We start from the raw sequence: 23482 nt of genomic DNA on the forward strand, positions 1-23482 counted from the left end.
CCTCATCGCGGGACGAACTTTTGGGTAGACGGCGGTGCCGGCATCGACCCGGCGAGGTGCGTCAGCAATGGGTTGTCTCGCGCTGTCTCCGCGTCAGGCGCCATGGTCATCACTCCTCTCTTGTTACTGAGTGCCACGCGATGCGAGAAGTGGCTTTGAAGTTCGTGAGATAGCCTGGGCTCGGCGCAGAACAGGGCGATGTTACGCTCCCGCATCATCGTGAACACACGCACGATGTTCTCAGGCGCCAACTGGCCCAGTTCATCGATCGGCCAGGTGATACAGATATCCGGATTCGGGCAGAGGTAGCGCGTGAGGGCACTGAACAGCACCAAGATCGCTAGGCGAGAGATGCCCACGCTGCTGGCCTCGCCGAGGTCGGCATCGGAGCGGATCGGCACGCGGCGTGCCTGCTCGTAGAACTCGATCTCCAGCTCCACCATGCTCTGGAGATCATCGGGCTTCATCCGTGCATGCTGCATCTGATCCTCGAGGAGCATCATGCGGCTAAGCAGCTCCGTACTGGGCAACTCGTTGCTACCCGAGATCAGCCAGTGCCGCCAGGACTCGCCAAATGCCGCCAGTTCCGACCAGAATCCTAGGTCGTGAATCCTGGAACGCACCCGGATGCTCACGTCACTGATCACATCGAAGGAGTGATCGGTGTTCAGGTTGCGATGCAGCTGGCTGGAGACCTGGTCCACGATGCTGTTCAGGCTGCGCAGGTTCTCGTGGTAGTCGCTCAGCAGCGACCCTATCGAGTGGATGTTCTCGATCAGGGCTCGCTCGACCTGGGGCAGGCGGTCGTCCAGCAGGATTTCGATGTCCTGCATCATCTCGATGTTGTAGGCGGGGGTGCCCTCTTCGTGGCGACTGATCCCGCGGCGGTGCTCACGCAGGTTCAGCCATTCCTGGTAGATCTTCGACTGCGGGTGCTTGCCGAGCAGGTTGTGGCAGAGCGTGGCGGCCTTGAAGACCATCTGTTTGCGCTCATTGCCACTGGACACTAGGCGGCGCAGCTCCGCCACCAGCTGCTCTGCGCTACCGCTGACATGAGTCTGCGCTGGCGAGGGGGTGGCAGCCTCAGCCGCCAAGGGCGGGATCTCGGCGGAGAGGATCGATGCATGGGAGTCCAATGCCTCCCACGTCTCCACCTCTTCCTTGAGTTTTTTTGCCTCGGTGCCGGCGGCGCGCTTCTCGGCATTCAGTTCGCTGGTGCGCGACTGGTACTGAGCTTTCGAGGTCCTTTGCTGGCGCCGCACCTCTTCCAGCAAACGCTGGGCCTCGCCCAATGCACGCTCCTTGTCGGGCTTGGCGCCCCAGCGGTCTTTTAGCCAATCGTCATGCTTGCGGATCCAGGGCTGGTCCTCCTCGATCTGCTTCAATGCCTCCTCGGCCTTAGTGATAGTCTCCTTCGTCTTCCGCAGCGTTTCGGGATCCACCCCCTCAGCGCTCAGCGCTTGTTCATGCTGGATCTCCAGCTCCTTGCACTTGGCGTCGAGGTTCCCCTTGATCCGCCCCTGCTCGGCCTTGATCGACTTAAGCTGCGCCGTGAGGCGTTGCTCATCGGCCTGCTGGTCCGCCTTGTGCTGTTGGCGCTGGCGCGTATGAGAATCCTGCAATGCCTTGCGCTCACGCTCCGCTTCGGTCTGCTGCTGTTCTTCCCGCTGCCTGGCCTCGGTAATCTGTTCCTCGACGGCTTGGCACCGCCCCTTTTTGGCATGCGTGACGTCATGCTCCAGCGCACGGTGGCTGGCGCGGGCTTGCTCGTTCTTCTCCCGCCCCTGGCGTAGCCGGTCCCGGGCGCGAGTGGCGGCTTTGTCGCGCTCGTTGAGTTCGTCCAGTGCCTTCCGGGCCGCGTCCTGGCGCTGCTCGACCGTGGCCTTGGCGCGCCGCTGATCGCTCTCGGCTTTTTCCAGCTTCGCCTGGAGCACAGCCTCCTCCTCGGCGCTCTCGGGCCGGGGGAGGACGGTGAGGTCGATTTCCAGGCCGAACGCCTGCTTCAGGGCGGCCGGTTCCGCGAGGCGAGGCGAGAGGTCTTTGCGCAGGAGCAGCCTGGAGTCGACCACCTTGCCCAAGGTGTCATGCCATGGGAGGCCGGATTCGCGCAGGAACGCGAGCAGCGTGTTATCCGGTGGGTAGAGCTGGTCAGCCAGGGTCTCGACACGCTTCCCTCGACGCCCCTTCTCGGCCTCGGCCTCATCCAGCTGCTCAACCGCCTTTTCGTGGGCCTTGCGTGCCTCATCAAGCGACGTCTTGGCTTCTTCGTTGGCGTCATCGAGCCACCCTAGCTCCCGCTCCGCTGTCTCCACCGCCTCCTGCGACATGGCTATGTCTTCGTCTTCGCCAGGCAGGTTCCGACCCGCCTCGTTGAGCTTCCGGTAAAGCTCCTCGATTCCCTCCCTGATATCGAGCAGGATCTTCTGTGAGGCCTGATGTTGTTCATCCAGCTCCACGCGGCACTGATGGTTGAAGTGCTCGGCCTGCTCCTTTGCCTCGTTGGCCAGTACCGCTTGCTTTCGCATGACCGAATACTCGCGATCCGTCAGCCGGCGTTCCTCGGTGGTGAAGGCCTTTTCCACATCCTTGCGCTGCTGGCTAAACCGCACGTCGATTTCCTTGGCGTGGGCGGTCAGTGCTACCAGCTGACTTTCGGCGAGCTTGGCCTCGCTCTCCAGGGAGGGGCGCTGTTCGGCGCGGCGCTTCATTGCCTCGATGTCCATCGCCTCCCAGTCGTCGCGCTCTTTTTCCAGGGCGTCCAGCCACTTCCCGAGGTCGGCCACGGCCCCACCGTGCCTGGCTTCGAGCTCGCCCAGTCGGTTGCGCTCGGTTCTCTGCGCATCATCGAGCCCCTCCACCTGCTGCCCCAGCTCATCGACCTTGTTTTCCAGATCGCGGATCTCGGCCTGAGTGGTGCGAATCAGCTCGGTCAAGGCTTCCTGGTGGGCAATCAGCGGGCCGCGTACCTCCTGCAGGCCGGCGTAGGCGTCCAAGCCCTTGCGTAGCCTAGAGTTATCCCTGGCGAACTCCTGCAGGCTGGCCAGGTCGCTCCAGAGCTCCTTGTTCTTGTGGTGGGCCTGCGGCGGGGTGATGGCGATGTGGTCATGGATCATCGTGTCAACGATCATCGACTTGAGGCTTTCGAGCATCCGCCCCTTGTTGAGTGCAACGGCCGTCAGCGATTCGATGTGCTGCAACTTGTCGCCGAGGCCTCCGAGGGAGAACTCGCGGGCCTCGCGCCCCATGGTGAACGCCGCGCTGCGAGCGCGCCGGCGCTTGCCGCTGGACATGGGATCGTTCTGGATGACTGAGCGGTAGTCGATGGTGTTGAGGATCTGGTTGCTCACCTCGATGCCCCGCTTCGGGAGCTCGTACTTGAGCAGCTCGTTGGCGGGCGTCGCGCGCGAGTAGAGCGCCTCGAGGTCTTCTTGAAACAAGGTATCGTCAGCCGCTCCCTTGATGAAGCGATAGGCGTACTGTCCCGCCTCACGCCGATAGATCACCACGCAGCACACCTCGCCGCCGAGTCGTTCATACTCGTAGACAATCATGCTCTGCTGGTTCGGCAGGTAGTAGTCGATAAAGTTTTTCTTGTCGGCGGTACGGGCCACCAGGCTGGAGGGATCCTTGCCGTAGAAGATGGGGATGAGGTTTAGCGCGGAGGTCTTGCCAGACCCGTTCGTACCCAAGAGATAGGCGTGCCCAGAGCACGGAATTTTGACCCTGAGACCGTTGTAATAGGAGTGGTGCAGGATGATGCTTCTTAGGCCGCTCATAAACCCTCACTTGGAAGATATTATTGTTCATTTGACCGGTTGGTCTTGATGATGCCCGGTCATTTATGTTGCCTAGTTTTGCGTATTAGAATTTTGATCCTTCGTCGTTTCATGTGGATTTGGCCTGATTCAGTAGACGGTCCACCGGGCTGCCCGTCAGTTAGGTCATGGTGATGAAGTTGTCTTCATTCCGGTCGAGGTGTGCGTGTGGCCTGGCCGCCTGGAAAAGCTATTCATCCCCTCCAGTTGTAGTGGTCGAGCATTTGTCAGCTTCTAGGTCCAGCGTCTGACCACTGCCTTGGACTTGGCATGCCGCTCCGGCGTTGCTGGGGCCTTGTCCATTGGCTTCAGCAGTGGCCTCTCCGTGACCGCCGCAGTCATGAGCCCAGAATAGTTCATGATTCGCCACTGAGCGGATCGTGACGTCGGAGTTTGCTGGGTCCAGTCCACCACTTCTTAATCACCCAAGCATCTGATTCGGCATTCTGATAAGCCGCCAGCTCTTGGGGTGCCGCCAGCTGCCCGGGCGTAAGGCCTCGTTGTCTAGACTTTCCCGCAAGGTTTAGCGCCGCACTCCGGGATATCTCTGCCCGCGGTGTTCCCTCTTGCGCACCTCGTCCAGTCGCCTAATGAAGGTCTGCGCGAGATGGAGCGACGAAGGTAATCGACTCTGCGCTGCATATTCGAATATCGCCGTAAGCAGCTCGCCAAAAAAAGCTCGTTCACCTTTGGCGGCCAAAGGTCAAAAGCGGTACAAAAGCGGACATATCAAAATCACGGTATGTGCCGGTTTGTGACAGGCAGGGTGGCGAAGGGCGGCGTTAACCGGTGCGTAAAACCGCCGCAGGAAAAGATAAACTCATAAATTTTATTGAATATCATGCTGATATATATATGGGTTTTTAAGTTTATGGGGTTTATAGGAACTGGCGGAGCAGGTTAGCAAAAATCCGCGTAAACCCTCGCCCAATGTGGGCGGGAATACAAAGCACGGCGGGAATTTGAGCTGTGTATCGGTGTACTCAGGGTAAGCTGAAAAGCATGACCTTGTCGCGCACCGTCACCGGCAAGCACTACGCCGCGCTGCTGTTTGAAACGGGGCAGGACGCGCCGGAACGTCTGCAAGACCTCGACGCCTCAAGCGTCGTCGGCCTCGACATGGGCTTGTCGCATCTTGCCATTGACTCAAGCGGTCGCAAGACTGCCAATCCGCGTTTTCTCAAGCAGGCGCAGAAAAACCTCAAGAGAAAACAGCAAGTCAAGAACATGATGAAAAATGCCAGGCTCGCCAGACACATTGGCGATGCGTCCTGGCATGCCTTGATCGCCAAGTTGGCCTACAAAGCAGAGGAAAAGGGAAAGCATCTGGTCAAACTTGACCCGCGGTTCCCCAGCTCCAAAACCTGCCATGCATGCCATCACAAGATGGATGCCATGCTGCTAAACGTCCGGTTGTGGGCGTGCCCCGCCTGCCATACACGCCACGACCGGGACATCAACGCGGCGCTGAACATCAAGCATCAAGGCATCGTGCAGTTAAAGGCGGCAGGGCTGTCCGTTTCTGTCCAATGAGGCTCGCGTAAAGCCGGCGTACTGTCGGTAGCAGCCGTTGAAGTGGGAAGCCCCGTCCGTGGCGCATTAGCGCGTCGGGCGGGGAGCAGTCACGCGACTACATAGTGTTCGGGATCATAGCCACTGGCCGTCGTGCTGCGGCGCAGTGCACAGCTAATCGTGCTGCTGTGGAGCCCCAGTTTCCTGGCGATCTGTCGCTGGCCCCCGCCCAAGTCATGATGGGCGTAAATCTGGTATCGTTGTGTCTGGGTCAGTTGTTGGTTCTCATGCTCTGCTTCACTTTGGTCGGTAAAGCAGGGAGGGTACCGGTGCTGATCCTTCTGCCTCTACTGTGTTGGCCCAAGTGTAGCAATTATTCCATGAAATCAGGACACTGAGGGAATCATCAAGGAGTTAAAAAATGAAACGCCGTGACTACGCGATTGCCGGGGGTGCGGTATGAGCATCGAGACCGCAGATCCCGAACGACCTTCGGAGCATTCAGACAAGGCGATTCTTCCCCCGGTCAACTGGCCCGTGTTCATCTGGGCCGCTATCGGGTCAATAGCGATCACCCTGTGGGCGCTTATCACTCCCGAGTCCGCTCAGCAAACGCTGGGTGCTGTGGTGGGGTGGGCCTCGGGCTGGTTTGGGTGGTTCTACGTCCTGCTTGCCGGCGGGGTGCTCACCTTTGTGATCTATCTCGCCTTTTCGCGTTTTGGCAACACCAAACTTGGGCCGGAAAACTCCAGGCCCGAGTTCTCAACCCTCGCTTGGGCGTCCATGTTGTTTGCCGCCGGCATCGGTACCGACCTGATGTTCTTTGCCGTCGCCGAACCCGTCACCCAGTACCTGCATCCGCCTTCGGGTGCAGCAGAAACCGTTGACGCTGCCCGGCAAGCAACCGTATGGACATTGTTCCACTACGGCCTCTCCGGATGGGGTATGTATGCGCTGATGGGGATGGCCCTGGCGTACTTCGCCTATCGAATGAAGCTTCCCCTCGCCGTGCGCTCCGCGCTGGCCCCGGTCTTCGGTAAGCGCATTCACGGCCCCTTGGGCGACACCGTGGACTTTGCCGCACTTCTGGGCACGATCTTCGGCGTGGCCACCTCGCTGGGGATCGGCGTGGTGATGGTCAACGTGGGGCTCGCCACCGTACTGGGAGTGCCGGTGAGCACCGCTACCCAGGTGGCGATTGTCATCATGGGCGTGGGCGTGGCCATTCTCTCGGCGGTATCAGGGGTCGATAAAGGTATCAAGTTCCTGTCGCTGCTGAACGTGTTCTCCGCCATCGGTCTGAGCCTGTGGATCCTCATCACGGGGAAAACCCAATACCTGTTGGATGGCCTAGTGCTGAACATCGGGGATTTCGTCAACATGTTCCCCGACATGGTCCTGCAGACCTTTGCCTTCGAGGAGACCGGCAGCTGGATGAGCGACTGGACCCTGTTCTTCTGGGCCTGGTGGGTCGCGTGGGCGTCTTTCGTTGGCATGTTCCTTGCCCGAATCTCTCGCGGGCGCACGATTCGCCAGTTCGTCATCGGCACGCTGACAATCCCGTTTGCGTACATCCTCATGTGGATCTCCATTTATGGCAACTCGGCGCTGGATATTATCCGCAGCGGGGACGCCGAATTCGGTGTCCAGACCGTTCTCAACCCCGAGAGCGGCTTTTACGAACTGCTCTCGCACTACCCGGCGTTCATGTTCATCGCCGGGCTGGCGACGCTGACCGCGCTGCTGTTCTACGTCACCAGCGCCGACTCCGCCGCGCTGGTCATGGCGAACCTATCCTCGCGCCTACCGACGCCCCAACACGATGGACGGGCCGCGCTGCGGATCTTCTGGGCGATCACCACTGGTGCGCTTACCATCGCCATGCTCATCGTGGGCGGGATCGGCGCCTTGCAAAGCGCCACGGTCATCATGGGACTACCGTTCTCCTTCGTGATGATTCTGGTAATGGTCAGCCTGTACCGGTCGTTACGGGTAGAAGCCCGGCGCCTGGACAGTGGCAAGCAGGCCATGCCCCGTACGTTGTCAGGGCGCACCGCTCGTGGTGGAGAGATGCGCTGGCAGCAACGCCTGGGGCGGATGCTCACCTTCTCCAACGCGGGACGGGCACGGGAATTCGAAGAGAAGGTCCTGTTGCCCACCTTCGGTGAAATCGTCGATGAATTCAGCGAGCGTGGCATCACCGCGAAGTGTGACAAGTACGTCGACGAGGAAGGTGACAGCTGCATCGAACTTGAGATTGACCCCTCATCCGAGCACCCCTTCCGCTACCAGGTGTTTCGCAAGGAAGCACCGATACCGCATTTTGGCGGGCGTCCGACCCAGGTGGCAGACAAATTCGTGCGCATGGAGGTCTACCTCGACGTCGCCGATGCGCAAGGCTACGACATCATGGGCTACACCAGAGAGCAACTGCTGGATAACGTGCTGGATCAATACGAACGCCACCTGGAGTTTCTGCAGATGCAGGAATTTGCGCTCACTGACCAAGAGGTAAACTGACGCAAACGCGTGCAAGTGAACGTACCCGGGGTGCCCGGTACAGGGAGGCCAGTAGGCCTCCCTGTTTTTATTGTGCGCCAGGAATGGCGCGTAGCACCGGCAGGTGCTGTTCCTGAGGGTTGTGTCTCGGGAAGTACGCTCGCCTCGAGGTGCACCCCCAACGACGGCGGCTAGGCCTATGATGTGATGGGCTCACCGGTGCATAACTGATCCACAACTGTCTCGACCAGTACGAGTGGCCCTTGATGTTTCCCCGCCCAGGCTGAATGGTACGCTTAGGATACAACGCGCCAAGCGTTTGGTCTGCGGCTATCTGGAAGATCAGCTAAGGTCACAGTCAATAGGGCTGGTACCAAACAGCACGCCTGAACGACGACGCACAAAGGTTTCTCACACCGGTTTCAGCAGGAGTATCGCATGACTACCTTGACAACCCAGCAACTCTACATAGATGGCAGCCGAGTGAACGCCACCTCCGACGAGACCTTCGATACTATTAACCCAGCGAATGGCTCGGTGCTCGCCAGCGTACAGCAGGCGTCTCAGGAGGACATCGATCGGGCTGTTGCCTCTGCCCGGGAAGGTCAGAGGGCTTGGGCCGCGATGAGCGGTATGCAGCGTAGCCGAATCCTCCTGCGTGCCGTGGCGCTGCTGCGTGAGTACAACGATGAGATCGCCCATCTGGAAACTCTGGATACTGGCAAACCCATCAGCGAAACTCAGAGCGTCGACATTGTTACCGGCGCCGATTCGCTGGAGTATTATGCTGGCCTCGCCCCGGCTATCGAGGGCAAGCAGATCCCGCTTCGTGAGGATTCCTTCGTCTACACCCGCCGCGAACCACTGGGAGTGGTCGGCGCCATCGGCGCCTGGAACTATCCTATCCAGATCGCCTGCTGGAAAAGCGCCCCGGCCCTGGCCGCTGGCAATGCCGTGGTGTTCAAGCCCAGCGAGGTTACGCCGCTGACCACCCTCAAGCTCGCCGAGATATTTACGGAAGCGGGACTGCCAGACGGCGTATTCAATGTGGTTCAAGGCGACGGCCGCGTTGGCGAGATGCTCACCCAGCATGCGGATATCGACAAGATTACCTTCACCGGTGAGGCAGGAACCGGCAAGAAAGTCATGGCCGCCGCCGCCGGCTCAACTCTCAAGGAAGTGACCATGGAACTTGGCGGCAAGTCGCCACTGATCGTTTTCGACGATGCGGATCTCGAGCGTGCCGCTGACGCGGCGATGATGGCCAATTTCTATTCCAGCGGTCAGGTATGTACTAACGGCACTCGGGTCTTTGTACAGCGTTCCGTGAAGGATGCCTTTGAGGACAAGATTGTTGAGCGCGTCAAGCGCATCAAAACTGGCGACCCCCTCGACCCCGGAGTCAATTTCGGCCCCCTGGTCAGCTTTGAACATCTCGAGAAGGTGATGTCCTACCTCGAACTCGGGCCGCAGGAAGGCGCACGCCTGCTCGCTGGGGGCAATCGCATGACTGGTGGTTCCGATTACAACTACACCAAAGGTGCCTGGGCGGAGGCCACGGTCTTCACGGATTGCACGGATGACATGCGCATCGTACGCGAAGAGATCTTCGGCCCGGTGATGGCGATCCTGGCCTTCGATGACGAAGAGGAAGTCATTCGCCGCGCCAACGCTACCCGTTACGGCTTGGCTGCCGGCTTATTCAGTGAAGGATTGAACCGGGCTCACCGGGTGATTCAGCGTCTCGAGGCGGGCATTTGCTGGGTCAATACCTGGGGGGATTCGCCGGCGGAGATGCCTGTGGGCGGCTACAAAGAGTCGGGTATCGGGCGCGAGAACGGTCTTTCGTCCCTCGATCAGTATACCCAGATCAAGTCTGTTCAGGTCGAGATGGGCCCTTTCCCAGCGGTTTTCTGATCGCTTCAGGGGGTATAGTGACAGACGATTGGGACTTTATCCCTTAAAGAAACAGCTGTTTTTCACGTTAACACCAGGTAAAAAAAGAGTAGGTTATGACGCAGACTCGTGAGTTCGACTACATCATTATCGGCGCCGGCTCGGCGGGTAACGTGCTCGCCACACGCCTGACTGAGGACCCCGAGGTGCAAGTATTGCTGCTGGAGGCTGGCGGGCCGGACTATCGTTTCGACTTTCGTACCCAGATGCCCGCCGCCCTGGCCTACCCGTTACAAGGCAAGCGCTACAACTGGGCCTTTGAAACGGACCCGGAACCTTATATGAACAACCGGCGCATGGAGTGTGGGCGCGGCAAGGGGCTGGGCGGCTCATCCCTGATCAACGGCATGTGCTATCTGCGCGGCAATGCCCTGGATTACGATCGCTGGGCCGAGATACCGGGGCTCGAGGATTGGAATTATCTTGAATGCCTGCCTTATTTCAAGAAGTGGGAGACTCGAGATATCGGCCCCAATGAATACCACGGCGGAGATGGGCCGATCCACGTCACCACGCCCAAGGCAGACAACAATGAACTCTACGATACCTTCATGCGGGCAGGTGTTGAGGCGGGCTTCCCGGCAACCGAGGACGTCAACGGCTATCAGCAGGAAGGCTTCGGTCCCATGGATCGTTTCGTCACCCCCAAAGGGCGCCGCTCCTCTACTGCCCGGGGCTATCTGGATATCGCCAAACAACGCGCCAACCTGACTATTGAGACTCATGCGCTGACCGATCGTATTCTCTTCGAGGGCAAGCGTGCCGTAGGGGTCAGCTATTCACGCAAGGGGGAGCAGCAGGAGGTGCGGGTCCGCCGCGAGGTATTGCTCTGTGGTGGTGCCATCGCCTCGCCACAGATCCTGCTGCGCTCCGGGGTCGGCAACCCGGAGCACCTCAAAGAGTTCGATATCCCGGTGGTACATGAACTGCCCGGCGTGGGAGAAAACCTTCAGGACCATCTGGAAATGTATATCCAGTACGAGTGCAAGCAGCCCATCTCGCTGTATCCGGCGCTCAAGTGGTGGAACCAGCCGAAAATCGGCGCCGAATGGCTATTTTTCGGCAAGGGCGTCGGAGCAAGCAATCAATTCGAAGCCGCCGGTTTTATCCGCACCAACGACGAGGAAGAGTGGCCCAACCTGCAATACCATTTCCTGCCGATTGCCATTAGTTACAACGGCAAAAGCGCGGTCCAGGCCCACGGCTTCCAGGCCCATGTAGGCTCCATGCGCTCGATGAGTCGAGGGCGCATACGCCTGACCTCTCGCGATCCCAGCGCGGCACCGAGTATCCTGTTTAATTACATGTCCAAGGAAAAGGACTGGCAGGAGTTTCGCGACGCTATCCGCATCACTCGTGAGATCATCGCCCAGCCGGCATTTGACCCGTATCGCGGCCGTGAAATCGCCCCGGGCCCGGACATAAAAACCGACGCGGAACTCGACGAATTCGTTCGCCAGAATGCTGAAACCGCCTACCATCCTTGCGGCACCTGCAAGATGGGTAATGATGCCATGGCGGTGGTGGACGGTGCCGGGCGTGTGCATGGCCTCGAAGGTCTGCGAGTAATCGATGCCTCGATCATGCCGATAATTACCACGGGCAACCTTAATGCCCCGACGATCATGATCGCCGAGAAGATGGCGGATAAAGTGCGCGGCCGAGACCCGCTACCCAAGGCGGACGTCCCCTATTACGTGGCTAAGGATGCACCCGCCCGGCGCCAATAGCTTTTTTTCATGCCGACCAACTTTCGCCCCTGTGCTCCGAGCCAGGACTTGTTGCTCGAAAATAAGCTTCTTTCGCGTAACCAAGGAAGTGAAGTGGACCCCAAAAATTAGACAGGTGCCTGGTGTCGGGGTCCGCATGATCAACTGTTACCTTGCAAACGGTGACTGAGCTGACCCACGATCTGCTGCGCTAGTCGATCGTACCCGCCTATTGCCTTAACCGTCGCGCTTGGTGTAGCTCTCTTTCGTCGATGCTGCCGGGTAACCGGCAGTCTGCAGCACCAGGCATTTTGCCATGATACGCGAGGGAGCGCAGGATGATGCGTTGATTATCACCCTGCCAGCCGACCATATACCTATGGCCAGTTACTCGCGCACGGAGGCAGCAGCGGCCGATAGCTATCAAGCTGGGCCAAGCTAGGGTAGCGATCGATCGCTGGATTCGATACTACAACGAAGAGCGGCCACATCAGTCTCTCGATTATGTGGCGCCACGGGCACACCCAGCATTAATAGCGTAGGGTGTGCAGAAACCAGGGGGTTATTACACAGGCTGAGAGCTGGCCATTCAAAAGCAGATATCAATCTGCCGGGTGGCAGGCCGAAGCGCAGGGAAATGGCTACGGCTGGAATCATGTCACCATTTTTTTGTGTGACGATATCGCTTCCCGCAGAAAACAGTTTGGCCAAGGGTCAAAAGTGTCCGGAAACCGGACACACCCAAATCACATTATGTGCCAAGCTGTGTCCAGCCGTATGGTGAAGGGCGGCGCTAATCGGCGTTAAGTTGCTCGACGAAATAAGCCAAAATCGCAAGATATCGTAAGGTAAGTCTTTGATATTAATTGTTTTTGAGATTTTTTAGCTGTATATTTGGCCTATAGGCCTAGGCAAGAAAAATAGGATGTGTCCGGCCTCCGAAGCCGAGGGTCGCAGGTTCGAATCCTGCTTTTGTCAACGATGACTTTTCCGATGTCTATGCCTTGTTTTATGCCATTACCGCGCCGGGATACAGCGATAAGCAGCTGCACGACTATGCCGACTTTTTAAGCCAGGAGCTGGCACTCGTCGATGGCGTGGCGAAAACCCGGCTGACCGGTCAGCGCGAAGACCGCATTTTTATCGAGATTTCCAGTGAGCGGCTGGAAAACCTGGGCGTCACCGCAGAGCAGGTCTATCAGGTCCTGAACAAGCAGAACAGCATTACGGTAGCGGGCGATATACAAGCCGGCGCAATGCGCCTGCCGGTGATTCCGCAGAGTGCTGTCGGGAGTTTTCAGCAACTCAAGGATTTGCCGCTGGGAATAGGGGAAGACGGCCAGACCGTCAAGCTGAAGGATGTCGCTAATGTGGAACGGGGCTATCAGGAGCCGCCTGCCTTCCTGATGCAGTATAACGGTGAACGGGCGATTGGCCTGGGTATTTCGAATATCTCCGGCGGTAACGTGGTGGAGATGGGCGATGCCGTCAAGGCGCGCCTGGCCGAGCTGGACGGGCAGCGCCCCGTAGGAGTCTCGCTTAACCCGGTTTCCATACAGTCTGACGCGGTACGCGATTCCGTATCCAGCTTCATCGGTAATCTGGCCGCAGCGGTGGTCATCGTTTTTATCGTTCTGCTGGCGTTTATTGGCCTGCGCTCCGGCGTGATCATCGGCTTTGTCCTGTTGCTCACCGTCGCCGGCACGCTGATTATCATGTTGGTGGATAACATCGCCATGCAGCGGGTGTCGCTGGGCGCGCTGATCATTGCGCTGGGCATGCTCGTCGACAATGCGATTGTGGTGACGGACGCCATCCTGGTGAAGCTCAAAAACGGTGAGGACCGCTACCAGTCCGTTCTGGATGTCGTGCAATCGACCAAATGGCCGCTGCTGGGGGGCACGATGGTGGGCATCCTGGCCTTCAGTGCGATCGGTTTGTCGCCGAGCGATATGGGCGAGTACGCCGGCTCACTGTTCTGGGTGATTCTCTATTCGATGGCGCTCAGCTGGATTTTTTCGGTAACGATTATTCCCATGCTGTGCTATCAGTTCCTGATGGTGAAACAGACGGACAAGTCCGATGCCGAGGGCATTATCCTGCGCGCGTATCGTGGTTTACTGCAGCGGGTTCTGATATATCGAAAGACCACGGGCGTCGTATTGATTGGCTTGTTTATCGCCGCCGTTGCCGGCACCAGCCTGGTGCCGCCCGGGTTTATGCCGGACTCCCAGCGCGCGCAGTTTGTCGTCGACGTCTACCTGCCCCAGGGCTCGGATATCTCACGCACGCAAAACGTGCTGAGTGACGTGGCGGATGACGTGACCGAGCGCGAGGGTGTCACCGACGTGACGTCGTTTGTGGGCGGCGGCGGTTTGCGCTTTATGCTGACGTACTCACCGGAGCCGCGTAATCCGTCCTATGGCCAGCTGCTCGTGGATGTTGATGATGAAAGCCGGATTTCCGGGCTGATTAACGACTTGCAGGGCGCGTTAACGGCCGGGCATCCGGATGCGTCCATCAAGGCGTGGAAGTTTATGCTGGGCCGTGGCGGTGGCAAGAAAATCGAAGCCGGGTTCAGCGGCCCCGATTCGGCGGTGCTGCGCGAATTGGCCGAGCAGGCCAAGGTCATAATGGCCGAGGATGACGACCTGATCGCGGTACAGGATGACTGGCGCCAGCAGGTGCCCGGCGTGGTGCCCGTCTACAATCACGCCTTGCTTCAGCGGTTAGGGCTTACCAGTGTCGAAATCAACCAGGCGATCGCCCAGACGCTGAGCGGTCGGACCGTAGGGCAATATCGCGAAGGCGATGACCTGATACCGCTGGTGGTGCGGGCCCCGCTGGATGAAAGAAGCCGCCAGCAGGCGATTGAAAGTATCAACGTCTACAGCAAAAAACTCGGCAAATCAGTGCCCGTTAGCGAACTGACCGAGGCGGTTAATGTTGAGTGGAATGATGCCATGATTCGCCGGGTGGATCGTCAACCGACGATTATGGTGCAGTCCGATCCGGCCCCCGGGGTGCCTACGGATGACGCTTTCAACTCGGTTCGTGACAAAATTGAAGCCATTGAGCGCCCCGCGGGGTATGAGCTGACCTGGTACGGCCAGTATAAAGCGTCCCGGGATGCCAACGAGGGGTTGGCCGTTTCGGCGCCGTACGGATTTGCGGCGATGATTCTGGTGGTGGTGTTCATGTTCAACGCCATCAGGCAACCCCTGGTGATCTGGCTGACCGTACCCTTCGCGGTGGTGGGCGTCGTCATCGGGTTGGCGTCATTCCAGGCGGCCTTTGAGTTCATGGCCATTCTGGGCTTTTTGAGCCTGATCGGGATGATGGTGAAAAACGCAATTGTTCTGGTGGATGAGGCAGATAGCAACATCCGCACGGGGATTGAGCCATTTGATGCGGTGATGAAAGCGGCCATCAGCCGTGCCAGGCCGGTGGTGCTGGGAGCGTTGACGACCATACTCGGGGTCGCCCCGCTGCTAATGGACCCGTTCTTCAAAAGCATGGCCGTGACCATCATGTTCGGCTTGCTGTTTGCCACGGCGCTAACGCTGGTGGTTATTCCGTTACTCTATTCCGTGTTGTTCAGAATCCGGCAACCTTGACCCGTCGCACGCGCGGATTTTGATTTTTATGCGCGCGCGACCTTCCGTAAAAGGGCAGCCCGGAGGGGCTGCCCTTTTTTTGAATTCATGGCGTTAAGCGAAAGAAAGCGCGTCTGCGGCCAACGCCGGCGCGACATGGTGCCACCCCGAGTGGCGCGATAACCGAGCGCAAGGCGTAGGCGCTAGCTGTTTGGCCCCGGGATGTATTGGCCAAAAACACTTCATCACTACACTGCGGGCCTGCTTCGCCCGATATAGGCCTCGTATGAACACCTCTTGTCAGCAGCGCAAAGGCCGCGTGACGGCGCATGAAAGATGATGTGTTGGCAGAGCTATGCCTGATGCCCATTAGTCCGCTCAAAACTCGCGCTTATCGTAAAAATGCCTTGCCAGCGATCCGGTAATATATTACTTTTACCGGTAATATACCCGCCAAGCCTATGTAGACTTCAGTCTTCACGCTCAAATCGTGCGGGTTTTTTATTGGCTATCATTCAGGCACTTGGCGCTTGTCACTGCCTGCCACGGAGAACACGCGGCATGACTGATTTTTCCAAGCCGCCGCTCACGCCGGAACAGCAGTTGGCGCTACTGGAGGCGCGTGGCCTGACCGTGAACGATCCGGAGCGTGCGCAACGGCTGTTGGAAGTGAATACCCTGTTTCGCCTTAGCCCGTATATGCGGCCTTTTCAGGACTCCAATAGATGCCGGCTGGATAACGTGAGAAGCGCCCCGGCGGTTGGTAGAGGATAGCTTCCAAAGACAGCTTCCAAGGATAGTTCCCACCATCGATTCAACGTCCGGCTGACCTGTCCGGTGGCGCTGTGCATAAGCGGGACGGAGATACCGCCGAAAGCCACGCCAGGCGCATATCAGCAAAAGGAGCCAAGGTGATAATGGCCGACCAGCAGGGCGACAAGGCCAGAGCAAACACAACAGCCCCTTCCCCTTACGCCGCCTATCGCCAGGCACTGGCGTCCGGCTTTCAGGACGATCCGGCTCAGCATGAGGCGGCCCGGTGCTTGCAGCGCTGCCATGAACAGTTGCAGGCGGGCCAGGCGGATATTCAGGGCGTGTATCTCTGGGGGCCGGTGGGGCGCGGCAAAACCTGGCTAATGGATCAGTTCCACCAAGCGTTAACCGTGCCGGCCCGGCGGCAGCATTTTCACCGTTTTATGCGCTGGGTCCACCGGCGCCTGTTTCAGCTGACCGGGCAGAAATCGCCGCTGGAACGGCTGGCCCGGGAGCTGGCGTCCGAGGCGCGTGTTCTCTGTCTGGACGAGCTGTTTGTCAGCGATATCGGCGATGCCATGCTGCTGGGTGGCCTGTTTCAGTCATTGCTGGCGCAAGGGCTGGTAGTGGTGAGCACGTCCAACCAGCCGCCGGATGACCTCTACAAGGACGGCTTTAATCGTGAGCGACTCTTGCCGGCCATTGCGGCCATCAAACAGCAGATGCAGGTAGTGGGCGTTGACGGCGGCCAGGATCACCGGCTGCACCCCGGGAAACATCAGCAACGCTATTGGGTTAACCAGCCGCAGGCGCTGGCAAACGCCTTTGCCGCACAGCTTGGCAAGGGCGAACAGCCCCATAGTGACCCCTTGCTGCTGGGGCACCGCCGGATCACGGTCGTGCAGCGTAGCCGGCATGTGCTGTGGTGCCGTTACGCCGACCTGTGCGAGCAAAAGCTGGCCCCACAGGATTTTATTGAACTCTGTGAGCGCTTTTCGCCTGTTTTCCTGAGCGAAGTGCCTCGGCTGACCGGGAGTGGCCAGCAAAAGGCGATAGCCCGTGGTACCGAAGATGGCGTGATGCAGGTAGCAGCAGGCGACCGCCGGCTGCCGGCGCTATCGCATCAGGACGACGGAGTACGCCGATTTATTGCGCTGGTGGATGAATGTTACGACCGTGGTGTGCCGCTTTACCTGGACGCAGCCGTGCCGTTGGATGAGCTCTACCGCAACGGCGCGCTGGCTTTTCCCTTCCGCCGTACCCTGAGCCGTTTGCAGGAAATGCAGCTACAGCGTTTTGGTCAGCCATAACGGCAATGGCCAAAAACCTGACCGTCGACAGACGGTGCCTACCGGGGAAGCCGCCGATAGGCAACGGCGCTCTGGTGCTGCTGTGTCACGGTACGGACGGCTCAGCAAGCGATTGCCTGAATGCCCTTTTTGTCTATCAGGGTCAGCAGACGTAGAGCGGGCCCGCCAGGACGCTTGACACCGCGTTCCCAATCGGAGACCAGGTTCCTGCTGACATTGAGATAACGGGCGAATACGGGCTGGGAAAGATGCTCCCGCTCACGGAGCGCCCGAATGTCTTCTGCCGGGATCGTCCTGGCGGTGGTCAGGCATGTCTCATCGAAGTCGCGTATCGTTTGTTTGTCGATGGCGCCGACGTCATGCAGCGCCTCCATGGTTTCATGGATCGCGGCCATCGCATTGCTGCGGTATTGTTTAGCCATCGTCTTCTACCTCCGAAAACTGCCCGTTATGAATCAGCTCAACCAGGTGTTCCTCGGACAGGTCAAGGATGTGTTGGGCGGCCTGCTTGAACGCGATCTGTGCCGTTACCGCAGCGTTGATGGTATCAGTATACGTGCCACAACACCCCTTCACTCCGCCCCGAGCCGACGATCGCGGCCGGCGAGCATGCCCATTACCGCGATAGTCAGCGCCAGCACCACGCAGACGCCCAGCGGGAGCTGCCAGCCGCCGGGGGCGTTGTGCAGCAGGCCCATCACCGGCGGGCCCGACGCCGCCAGCAGGTAGCCCACACTCTGCGCCATGCCGGATAGCGCAGCGGCCTGTTGCGCGCTGGCGGTGCGCAGGCCGATAAACGACAGCCCCATGATGATGCCGGCGCCCGTACCCAGGCCAAACAGCAGCGACCACAGCAGCGCCTGCTGCGGCGCCACGATCAGCCCCAGCAGCGCCACGGCCGACATCAGCGCCGAGCCCACAGCGGGCAGCCGCTGATCCTCGATGTGGCGCAGAATCAGCCCCAGTACCAGCCCGGGCACGGCGGTGGCAAACTGCAACACACCGTGGAGCGAGCCGGCCCGCTCGGGCGTCATGCCCGCATCGGTGAGAATCGCCGGCAGCCAGCCGATGCCCACGTAGTAGATCGTCGAGTTCAGCCCGAAAAACAGCGTCACCTGCCACGCCAGGCCGGTACGCCAGACGCTTTTGCCCGTCGCCGCTGCGGCCTGCCCGGTGGCCCGGGGCGCGGGAGCCCTGAGCTGCGTCACCCAGACAGCCAGCGCCGCCAGCGGCAGCACGATGAACGCCGCCAGCGCGCCGCGCCACCCCCAGCTGGTCGCCATGGGCACCGCCAGGCCCGACAGCAGCGCCGCCGCCAAGCCCATCGCCAGCGCATACGCCCCGGTCAGCATGGCGATGTGGTCGGGAAAATCCCGCTTGATCAGGCTGGGCAGCAGCACGTTGCCCACGGCAATGCCCATGCCGATCAGGCCGGTGCCGGCGTACAGGCTCCACAGCGGCCCGGCCGAGCGCAGCGCAATGCCCACGGTGATCAGCAGCAGCGCCGCCAGCAGGGTGCGTTCAAGCCCCAGCGCCCGCGCCAGGCGAGCGCTCAGCGGCGAAACCACGGCAAACGCCAGCAGCGGCAAGGTGGTCAGCACACTCGCGGCAGTAGTGCCCAGATCGAAATCGCCGGCGAGCCAATCCAGCAGCGGCGGCAGGCCGGTAAAGGGCGCGCGCAGGTTGGCGGCGATCAGCAGAATACCCGCCAGCAAGGTCGCCTTGCCGGCAGTCGTTCGGTCAATGGAAGGGCGCATGGCAGATCCTGTCAGCTAAAAGGCCCGTACTTTAGCCAGCACTGACATATTTTGATAGCCGAATCGTTGTTAAAAGCACGTCGCTTTCAAGAGCAAGCCGCCTCCAGGAGCAAGCCGCTTTTAAGAACAAACCATTTCATTTCCGAGCGCCGCCGGGCCGTGCCTACACCAGCGGCACCTCGGGGAAGTCGATGGCCGGGCGGACCATGTTGTTCACCCAGTTGCTCAGGCTGTTGACGCCCACCAGCCCGACTACTTCCACCAGGGTAGCGTCGTCCAGGCCGGCATCGCGGGCCGCCTGAAGCGCGGCATCGGGAAGGTGGCCGCGCGTATCCAACACCGCCAGCGCCAGGTCGAGCAGCGCCTGATCATGGGCACCGTCGGCCTTGCCGGCCTGCGCCTGTCTGGCCGCCTCGGCGCTAATCCCGGCCGCTTTGGCCGCCATGCTGTGCCCGCTAACGCAGTAATGGCAGCCGTTGGCATTGGCCACGCCCAGCGCGATCAGCTCACGCTGGGCAGCGGTCAGCCGGCTGTCGGCGGTCATCGCCTGCTGCGCGGCGAGAAACCCGTTCAGCGTGCCGGGGTGGTGGGCCATACCCGCAAAGAAATTCGGCAGCATACCCAGCTGTTGCTGCACGCCCTGCAACGCGGGCGCCGCCGCCTCATCGGCCTGGTCGATCGTCAGAAGGGGAAGTCGTGACATGCTCATATTCCTCATTTTTTCAAAAGCTCTCAAAAGCTCTTAATACGCCTCAAAGCGGACGCTTCTGTGCGGACGCTCCTGCATAGAGGCGTCCGTTAAAACAGAAGCGCCCGTTAAAACCAGAGACGTCCGTTAAAACAGAAGCGCCCGTTAAAACCGGAAGCGCCCCCGATAAAATCAGAAGCGCCCGATAAAAGCGGTGGAAAAGCGAGCCGTGCAAAGCCGGCTCGAAAGGGTGGGGCAGGCTGGCTACACCGCCGGCTCGCGGCACAGCGGCAGGTCGGGCCGGGGTGAGCGCCGGCCCAGCGCCCGGCGGGCGGACTGGAGCGCGCTGCGCAGGCCTTCTTCCACGGTGGGGTGATAAAACGGCATCGCCAGCAGCTGCTCCAGCGTCATGGATTGCTGAATCGACCAGGCCAGCAGATGCAGCAGGTGTTCGGCGTCCGGCGCCACCATCTCGGCGCCGAGAAGGCGGCCGTCTTCCTCGCTGGCGTGGACCACAATGCGCCCGGTATTGCGCCCGGCGGTTATCGCGCGCCCCTGGCGGGCAAAGTCGGCATGGCCGGTCACCACGCCCCGGTCGGGCAGTTCGGCGTGAGTCAGGCCGGCATGGCCGACCCCCGGCTGGGTAAACACCACGCCCAGCGGCGTGCGCCGCGCCAGGCAGTCGGCCTCCGGGTGCAGGGCATGATGCGCGGCAATGCGCCCGGCATCCGCCGCCTCGTGCATCAGCGGGCGCAGGCCGTCCACATCGCCGGCGATAAACACCGGCAGCTCGCCCACGCGCAGCGTCGCCGGGTCGAAGGCCGGTAGCCCCTGGTTGTCCAGCGCAACGCCCAGGTTCTCCAGCCCCAGGCCTTCCACGTTGGGCCGCCGCCCCAGCGACGCCAGCACCCAGTCCACCTCAACCTCGCGGTCGCCCGCCTGCATCAGCACGCCGGTTTCGCCGTCGTGCAACGTCACGTCCGCCTCGGTGGTGATGTGCATCTGTCGGCGCAGCGCGTCGAGCAGCAGCGGGTTGAGCGACGGATCGCTGAGCCCGGCCAGGTGCGCGCCACGGGTAAAGCCGTGGACCTCGCAGCCCAGCTGAGCAAACGCCTGGCCCAGCTCCAGGCCGATGGGCCCCAGGCCCACCACGCCGACTCGGCGGCCCGGCGTTTCCAGCTCGAACACCTCGTCGGAGGTCACCACGCGGTCGCCCAGCCGGCGCCAGGCATCCGGCAGGTTCGGGCGGGTGCCCGTGGCGATGATCACCGCCTCGGCCTCAATCCGCTCGTCGTTGACTTCCAGAGTAGTCGGCGAGAGAAAGCGCGGCCGGCCCTGAAGACTGCGCTCGCCCAGCGCCTCCGCCGCACCGGCGGGGCCGGCGGCGAAGCCATCGCGCAGCGAGCGAACATGCTGCATGGCCGCGGGTAAATCCATCGCCAGCGAGTCGCCGCCCTGCATCCCGCACGCGGTCAGCCAGTCGCGGCGGCCGTAGGCGTGCGCCACCTCCAGCAGCGCCTTGGACGGCATACAGCCCACCCGCGCACAGGTAGTGCCGTACGGCCCGGCGTTGATGAGGACGACATTATCCGTATAGCGCCGGGCCTCCTTCAGCGCTGTCAGCCCAGCGGTGCCCGCGCCCAGAATGGCGAGCTCAACGCGTCGCGTCATGGTGCTGCTGCCTCCTTCCGTTCATGTCTCTATCTATCTCTGCCATCAGCCCGGCCGGCGGCTAGGCCACGGTAATCTCGGGCACCAGCTCGTTGTCGGTATTCAGGCTGTTGGTAATCAGGCAGTTGCGCTCGGCCTTTTCCAGGCAGCGTTCGGCTTTCTCGCGCTGCACCTCGTCGGCCAGCGTCAGCGCCGGGCGGATAATCAGCCGAGTGAAGCGGGTAGCCTTACCGTCCTTGTCGAGCACGCCTTCCACATCGCAGCGCAGGTCCCGCCACTCCAGCTGCGAGGCGCGGGCCACGGCGCGGAAGGTAAAGATAAAGCAGTCGGCGGCGGACGCCACCAGCAGCGTTTCCGGCGACCAGTAGCCCTCCGGGCCGTTGAACGCCGGCGGCGGATTGGTTTCCAGCGTCGGCAGCCCCTCGCTGCCGGCGTTGACGCTGCCTTCTTCGTGACCGGACGCAAACACGCGATACGAATGGGGAAAGCTGGGCATATCAAATCCTCAACGGTGATGGATGGCTGTTTTTTGGACTGGCTTTTGGACTTAGCTTTTGGACTGGCTTTTGGACTGGTTTTTGGAACAGGTGCTCAACCCTATCAGGCGGTACGCCGGGCAGAAGCTGAAAAAGCCCGTTGCCAGCGGCACCAGGCCAATCCAGCCCCAGGCGCCGATCACGTCGGTCAGCGCCAGCGCAATCAGCGCCAGGCCGGCGACAATGCGGAGGGTTTTATCGATTTTGCCTACGTTGCAGTTCATGGCGTTCTCCTGGGAGCTAATAGAATGTTGGGAGGTACCGAAATGCTGGGAGGTAACGGAATGTGAAGCAGTGTTTTGGATCAGTGTTTTGGAACAGTGTTGTGGAGCAGTGCTCTGATCGACCAGCCATTACAGACTAGCCGGGACACTCAATACTTTCAACAAAAACATAATGTGATATTATAAAATGAAATCCACCCACCACACCGAGACCTCCAGCGCCATGCCCGACGCCACACCAATTGAGCTATCCCGCCTGCGCGAAAACGCCGGCGAAGCCCGCAACCTGCTCAAGACACTGGCCAACACCGACCGCCTGATGCTGCTCTGCCAGCTCTCCCAGGGCGAGATGAACGTCGGCGAGCTGGAGCACGAGCTGGGCATCGAACAGCCCACGCTCTCCCAGCAGCTGGCCGTGCTGCGGCGCGAAGCGCTGGTCGCCACCCGGCGCGACGGCAAACAGATTTACTACCGCATCGCCGACGGCAAGGCGCTGGCGGTGATCGAAACGCTGTACGAGCAGTTCTGCGCCACCCCCGATTCCTGAGCCACATTTTGACGGAGAGCCCCAATGTCTGATCAAGACGTATCCATCCCGACGGTAACGGCGTTTTTCGACGAACCCACAAGCACCTTCAGCTACGTCGTCCGCGACCCGCAAAGCGCCGCCTGCGCGATCATCGACTCGGTGCTCGACTTCGACTACGCCGCCGGGCGCACCGACGTACGCTCCGCCGACGCCATCATCGACTTCGTGCGCCGCGAAGGCTTGAGCGTGGAATGGGTGCTGGAAACCCACGTCCACGCCGACCACCTCTCCGCCGCGCCCTACCTCCACGAGCAGCTCGGCGGGCGCACCGGCATCGGCGCCAACATCACCGTGGTGCAGGATGTCTTCGGCAAGGCGTTCAACGCCGGCACCGAATTCGCCCGGGACGGCAGCCAGTTCGACCGCCTGTTCGAGGAAGGCGACACCTTCACCATCGGCGGGCTCGAAGGCCGCGTGCTGCACACCCCCGGCCACACCCCGGCGTGCTTGACCTACGTCATCGGCGATGCCGCCTTCGTCGGCGACACGCTGTTCATGCCCGACTACGGCACCGCCCGCTGCGACTTTCCCGGAGGCGACGCCGCCGCGCTCTACCGCTCGATTCACAAGGTGCTGGCGCTGCCCGACGCCACCCGGCTGTTTCTCTGCCACGACTACAAGGCCCCCGGCCGCGACACCTACCAGCACCAGACCAGCGTCGCCGAGCAGCGCGCCCACAACATCCACGTACACGAAGGCGTCAGCGAGGCCCAATTCGTCAAAATGCGCACCGAACGCGACGCCACCCTTAATATGCCCCGGCTGATCCTGCCCTCGGTACAGGTCAACATGCGCGCCGGCGAGCTGCCCCCGGCGGAAGACAACGGCCAGGTGTACTTGAAAGTCCCGCTCAACCGCTTTTAGGCC

The 23482-nt window shown here is 60.7% G+C and carries 16 protein-coding genes, 1 tRNA gene and 2 pseudogenes; 11 read left to right on the plus strand and 8 right to left on the minus strand.

Translation table 11 applies throughout. The features are described from left to right. Window positions 1-2 precede the first annotated feature (2 nt). Window positions 3-3776, minus strand: a complete 3774-nt coding sequence (locus C793_RS0102320; protein WP_017429339.1) for an ATP-binding protein — start codon at window positions 3774-3776, stop codon at window positions 3-5. Window positions 3777-4817: 1041 nt separating this feature from the next. Between C793_RS0102320 and C793_RS13400 the strand changes: the two genes are divergently transcribed. Then, the gene (locus C793_RS13400) at window positions 4818-5348 is read left to right on the plus strand and encodes an RNA-guided endonuclease InsQ/TnpB family protein (protein ID WP_222120377.1); all 531 of its coding nucleotides are present in this window, start codon (window positions 4818-4820) and stop codon (window positions 5346-5348) included. A 107-nt stretch (window positions 5349-5455) separates the two neighbouring features. On the opposite strand, the pseudogene C793_RS14240 reads toward C793_RS13400, so the two are convergent. Further along, a pseudogene (locus C793_RS14240) lies at window positions 5456-5602 on the minus strand (helix-turn-helix domain-containing protein); the annotation flags it as partial. A 184-nt stretch (window positions 5603-5786) separates the two neighbouring features. Between C793_RS14240 and betT the strand changes: the two are divergent. From betT to zapE, 8 genes and pseudogenes are all read left to right on the plus strand, one after another. After that, window positions 5787-7847: a choline BCCT transporter BetT gene (gene betT, locus C793_RS0102330; protein ID WP_017429341.1), complete on the plus strand. Its 2061-nt coding sequence runs from the start codon at window positions 5787-5789 to the stop codon at window positions 7845-7847. Window positions 7848-8264: 417 nt separating this feature from the next. Then, a complete protein-coding gene (gene betB / locus C793_RS0102335; RefSeq protein ID WP_026106061.1) occupies window positions 8265-9743 on the plus strand; it encodes a betaine-aldehyde dehydrogenase in 1479 nt (492 codons plus the stop codon). Window positions 9744-9838: 95 nt separating this feature from the next. Next, on the plus strand, window positions 9839-11512 hold the full coding sequence (betA, locus tag C793_RS0102340; RefSeq protein ID WP_017429343.1) for a choline dehydrogenase: 1674 nt from the start codon (window positions 9839-9841) through the stop codon (window positions 11510-11512). 401 nt (window positions 11513-11913) lie between these two features. After that, a complete protein-coding gene (locus tag C793_RS14855; protein ID WP_484177365.1) occupies window positions 11914-12033 on the plus strand; it encodes an integrase core domain-containing protein in 120 nt (39 codons plus the stop codon). A gap of 368 nt (window positions 12034-12401) precedes the next feature. Next, window positions 12402-12469: transfer RNA gene (locus C793_RS14410), tRNA-OTHER, on the plus strand. A gap of 17 nt (window positions 12470-12486) precedes the next feature. After that, window positions 12487-15108 (plus strand): annotated as a pseudogene (locus tag C793_RS13405) (efflux RND transporter permease subunit); the annotation flags it as partial. Between the two features lie 540 nt (window positions 15109-15648). Next, window positions 15649-15861, plus strand: coding sequence for a hypothetical protein (locus C793_RS0102350; RefSeq protein ID WP_017429345.1), 213 nt, complete (start codon window positions 15649-15651; stop codon window positions 15859-15861). A 143-nt stretch (window positions 15862-16004) separates the two neighbouring features. Further along, entirely contained in the window at window positions 16005-17150 is a 1146-nt protein-coding gene (gene zapE / locus C793_RS0102355) for a cell division protein ZapE (protein ID WP_017429346.1), read from the plus strand. A 101-nt stretch (window positions 17151-17251) separates the two neighbouring features. Here the strand turns inward: zapE and C793_RS0102360 are convergent, their stop codons facing one another. The 6 genes from C793_RS0102360 to C793_RS0102390 form a co-directional block, all read right to left on the minus strand. Further along, window positions 17252-17572 (minus strand): helix-turn-helix domain-containing protein, encoded by a 321-nt coding sequence (locus tag C793_RS0102360; protein WP_017429347.1) that lies wholly within the window; start codon window positions 17570-17572, stop codon window positions 17252-17254. 150 nt (window positions 17573-17722) lie between these two features. After that, complete coding sequence (locus tag C793_RS0102370) at window positions 17723-18907, minus strand: MFS transporter (protein WP_017429349.1); 1185 nt, start codon at window positions 18905-18907, stop codon at window positions 17723-17725. A gap of 163 nt (window positions 18908-19070) precedes the next feature. Beyond that, entirely contained in the window at window positions 19071-19610 is a 540-nt protein-coding gene (locus tag C793_RS0102375) for a carboxymuconolactone decarboxylase family protein (protein WP_026106063.1), read from the minus strand. Between the two features lie 249 nt (window positions 19611-19859). Beyond that, window positions 19860-21266: a dihydrolipoyl dehydrogenase gene (locus C793_RS0102380; RefSeq protein ID WP_017429351.1), complete on the minus strand. Its 1407-nt coding sequence runs from the start codon at window positions 21264-21266 to the stop codon at window positions 19860-19862. Between the two features lie 61 nt (window positions 21267-21327). Further along, the gene (locus C793_RS0102385) at window positions 21328-21762 is read right to left on the minus strand and encodes an OsmC family protein (RefSeq protein ID WP_017429352.1); all 435 of its coding nucleotides are present in this window, start codon (window positions 21760-21762) and stop codon (window positions 21328-21330) included. A 51-nt stretch (window positions 21763-21813) separates the two neighbouring features. Further along, on the minus strand, window positions 21814-22026 hold the full coding sequence (locus tag C793_RS0102390) for a YgaP family membrane protein (protein ID WP_017429353.1): 213 nt from the start codon (window positions 22024-22026) through the stop codon (window positions 21814-21816). Between the two features lie 187 nt (window positions 22027-22213). Here C793_RS0102390 and C793_RS0102395 point away from each other — a divergent pair, with 187 nt between their 5' ends. After that, window positions 22214-22573 carry an ArsR/SmtB family transcription factor gene (locus C793_RS0102395; RefSeq protein WP_017429354.1) on the plus strand — a complete coding sequence of 120 codons (360 nt, stop codon included), beginning with the start codon at window positions 22214-22216 and terminating at the stop codon, window positions 22571-22573. A 24-nt stretch (window positions 22574-22597) separates the two neighbouring features. Further along, the gene (locus tag C793_RS0102400) at window positions 22598-23479 is read left to right on the plus strand and encodes an MBL fold metallo-hydrolase (protein WP_017429355.1); all 882 of its coding nucleotides are present in this window, start codon (window positions 22598-22600) and stop codon (window positions 23477-23479) included. The last annotated feature ends 3 nt before the right edge of the window (window positions 23480-23482 follow it).

The sequence above is a fragment of the Vreelandella jeotgali Hwa genome (genome assembly GCF_000334215.1).
In the GTDB taxonomy this organism is placed as follows: Bacteria; Pseudomonadota; Gammaproteobacteria; order Pseudomonadales; family Halomonadaceae; genus Vreelandella; species Vreelandella jeotgali.

Bases quoted from the DNA above. Each gene is read 5' to 3' on its own strand.
- C793_RS0102385 (WP_017429352.1), bottom strand. From the start codon at position 21,762: ATGCCCAGCTTTCCCCATTCGTATCGCGTGTTTGCGTCCGGTCACGAA.
- betB (WP_026106061.1), top strand. From the start codon at position 8,265: ATGACTACCTTGACAACCCAGCAACTCTACATAGATGGCAGCCGAGTG.
- C793_RS0102320 (WP_017429339.1), bottom strand. From the start codon at position 3,776: ATGAGCGGCCTAAGAAGCATCATCCTGCACCACTCCTATTACAACGGT.
- C793_RS0102395 (WP_017429354.1), top strand. From the start codon at position 22,214: ATGAAATCCACCCACCACACCGAGACCTCCAGCGCCATGCCCGACGCC.
- C793_RS13400 (WP_222120377.1), top strand. From the start codon at position 4,818: ATGACCTTGTCGCGCACCGTCACCGGCAAGCACTACGCCGCGCTGCTG.
- betT (WP_017429341.1), top strand. From the start codon at position 5,787: ATGAGCATCGAGACCGCAGATCCCGAACGACCTTCGGAGCATTCAGAC.
- C793_RS0102370 (WP_017429349.1), bottom strand. From the start codon at position 18,907: ATGCGCCCTTCCATTGACCGAACGACTGCCGGCAAGGCGACCTTGCTG.
- C793_RS0102400 (WP_017429355.1), top strand. From the start codon at position 22,598: ATGTCTGATCAAGACGTATCCATCCCGACGGTAACGGCGTTTTTCGAC.
- C793_RS0102350 (WP_017429345.1), top strand. From the start codon at position 15,649: ATGACTGATTTTTCCAAGCCGCCGCTCACGCCGGAACAGCAGTTGGCG.
- C793_RS0102380 (WP_017429351.1), bottom strand. From the start codon at position 21,266: ATGACGCGACGCGTTGAGCTCGCCATTCTGGGCGCGGGCACCGCTGGG.
- C793_RS0102360 (WP_017429347.1), bottom strand. From the start codon at position 17,572: ATGGCTAAACAATACCGCAGCAATGCGATGGCCGCGATCCATGAAACC.
- C793_RS0102375 (WP_026106063.1), bottom strand. From the start codon at position 19,610: ATGTCACGACTTCCCCTTCTGACGATCGACCAGGCCGATGAGGCGGCG.
- zapE (WP_017429346.1), top strand. From the start codon at position 16,005: ATGGCCGACCAGCAGGGCGACAAGGCCAGAGCAAACACAACAGCCCCT.
- C793_RS0102390 (WP_017429353.1), bottom strand. From the start codon at position 22,026: ATGAACTGCAACGTAGGCAAAATCGATAAAACCCTCCGCATTGTCGCC.
- betA (WP_017429343.1), top strand. From the start codon at position 9,839: ATGACGCAGACTCGTGAGTTCGACTACATCATTATCGGCGCCGGCTCG.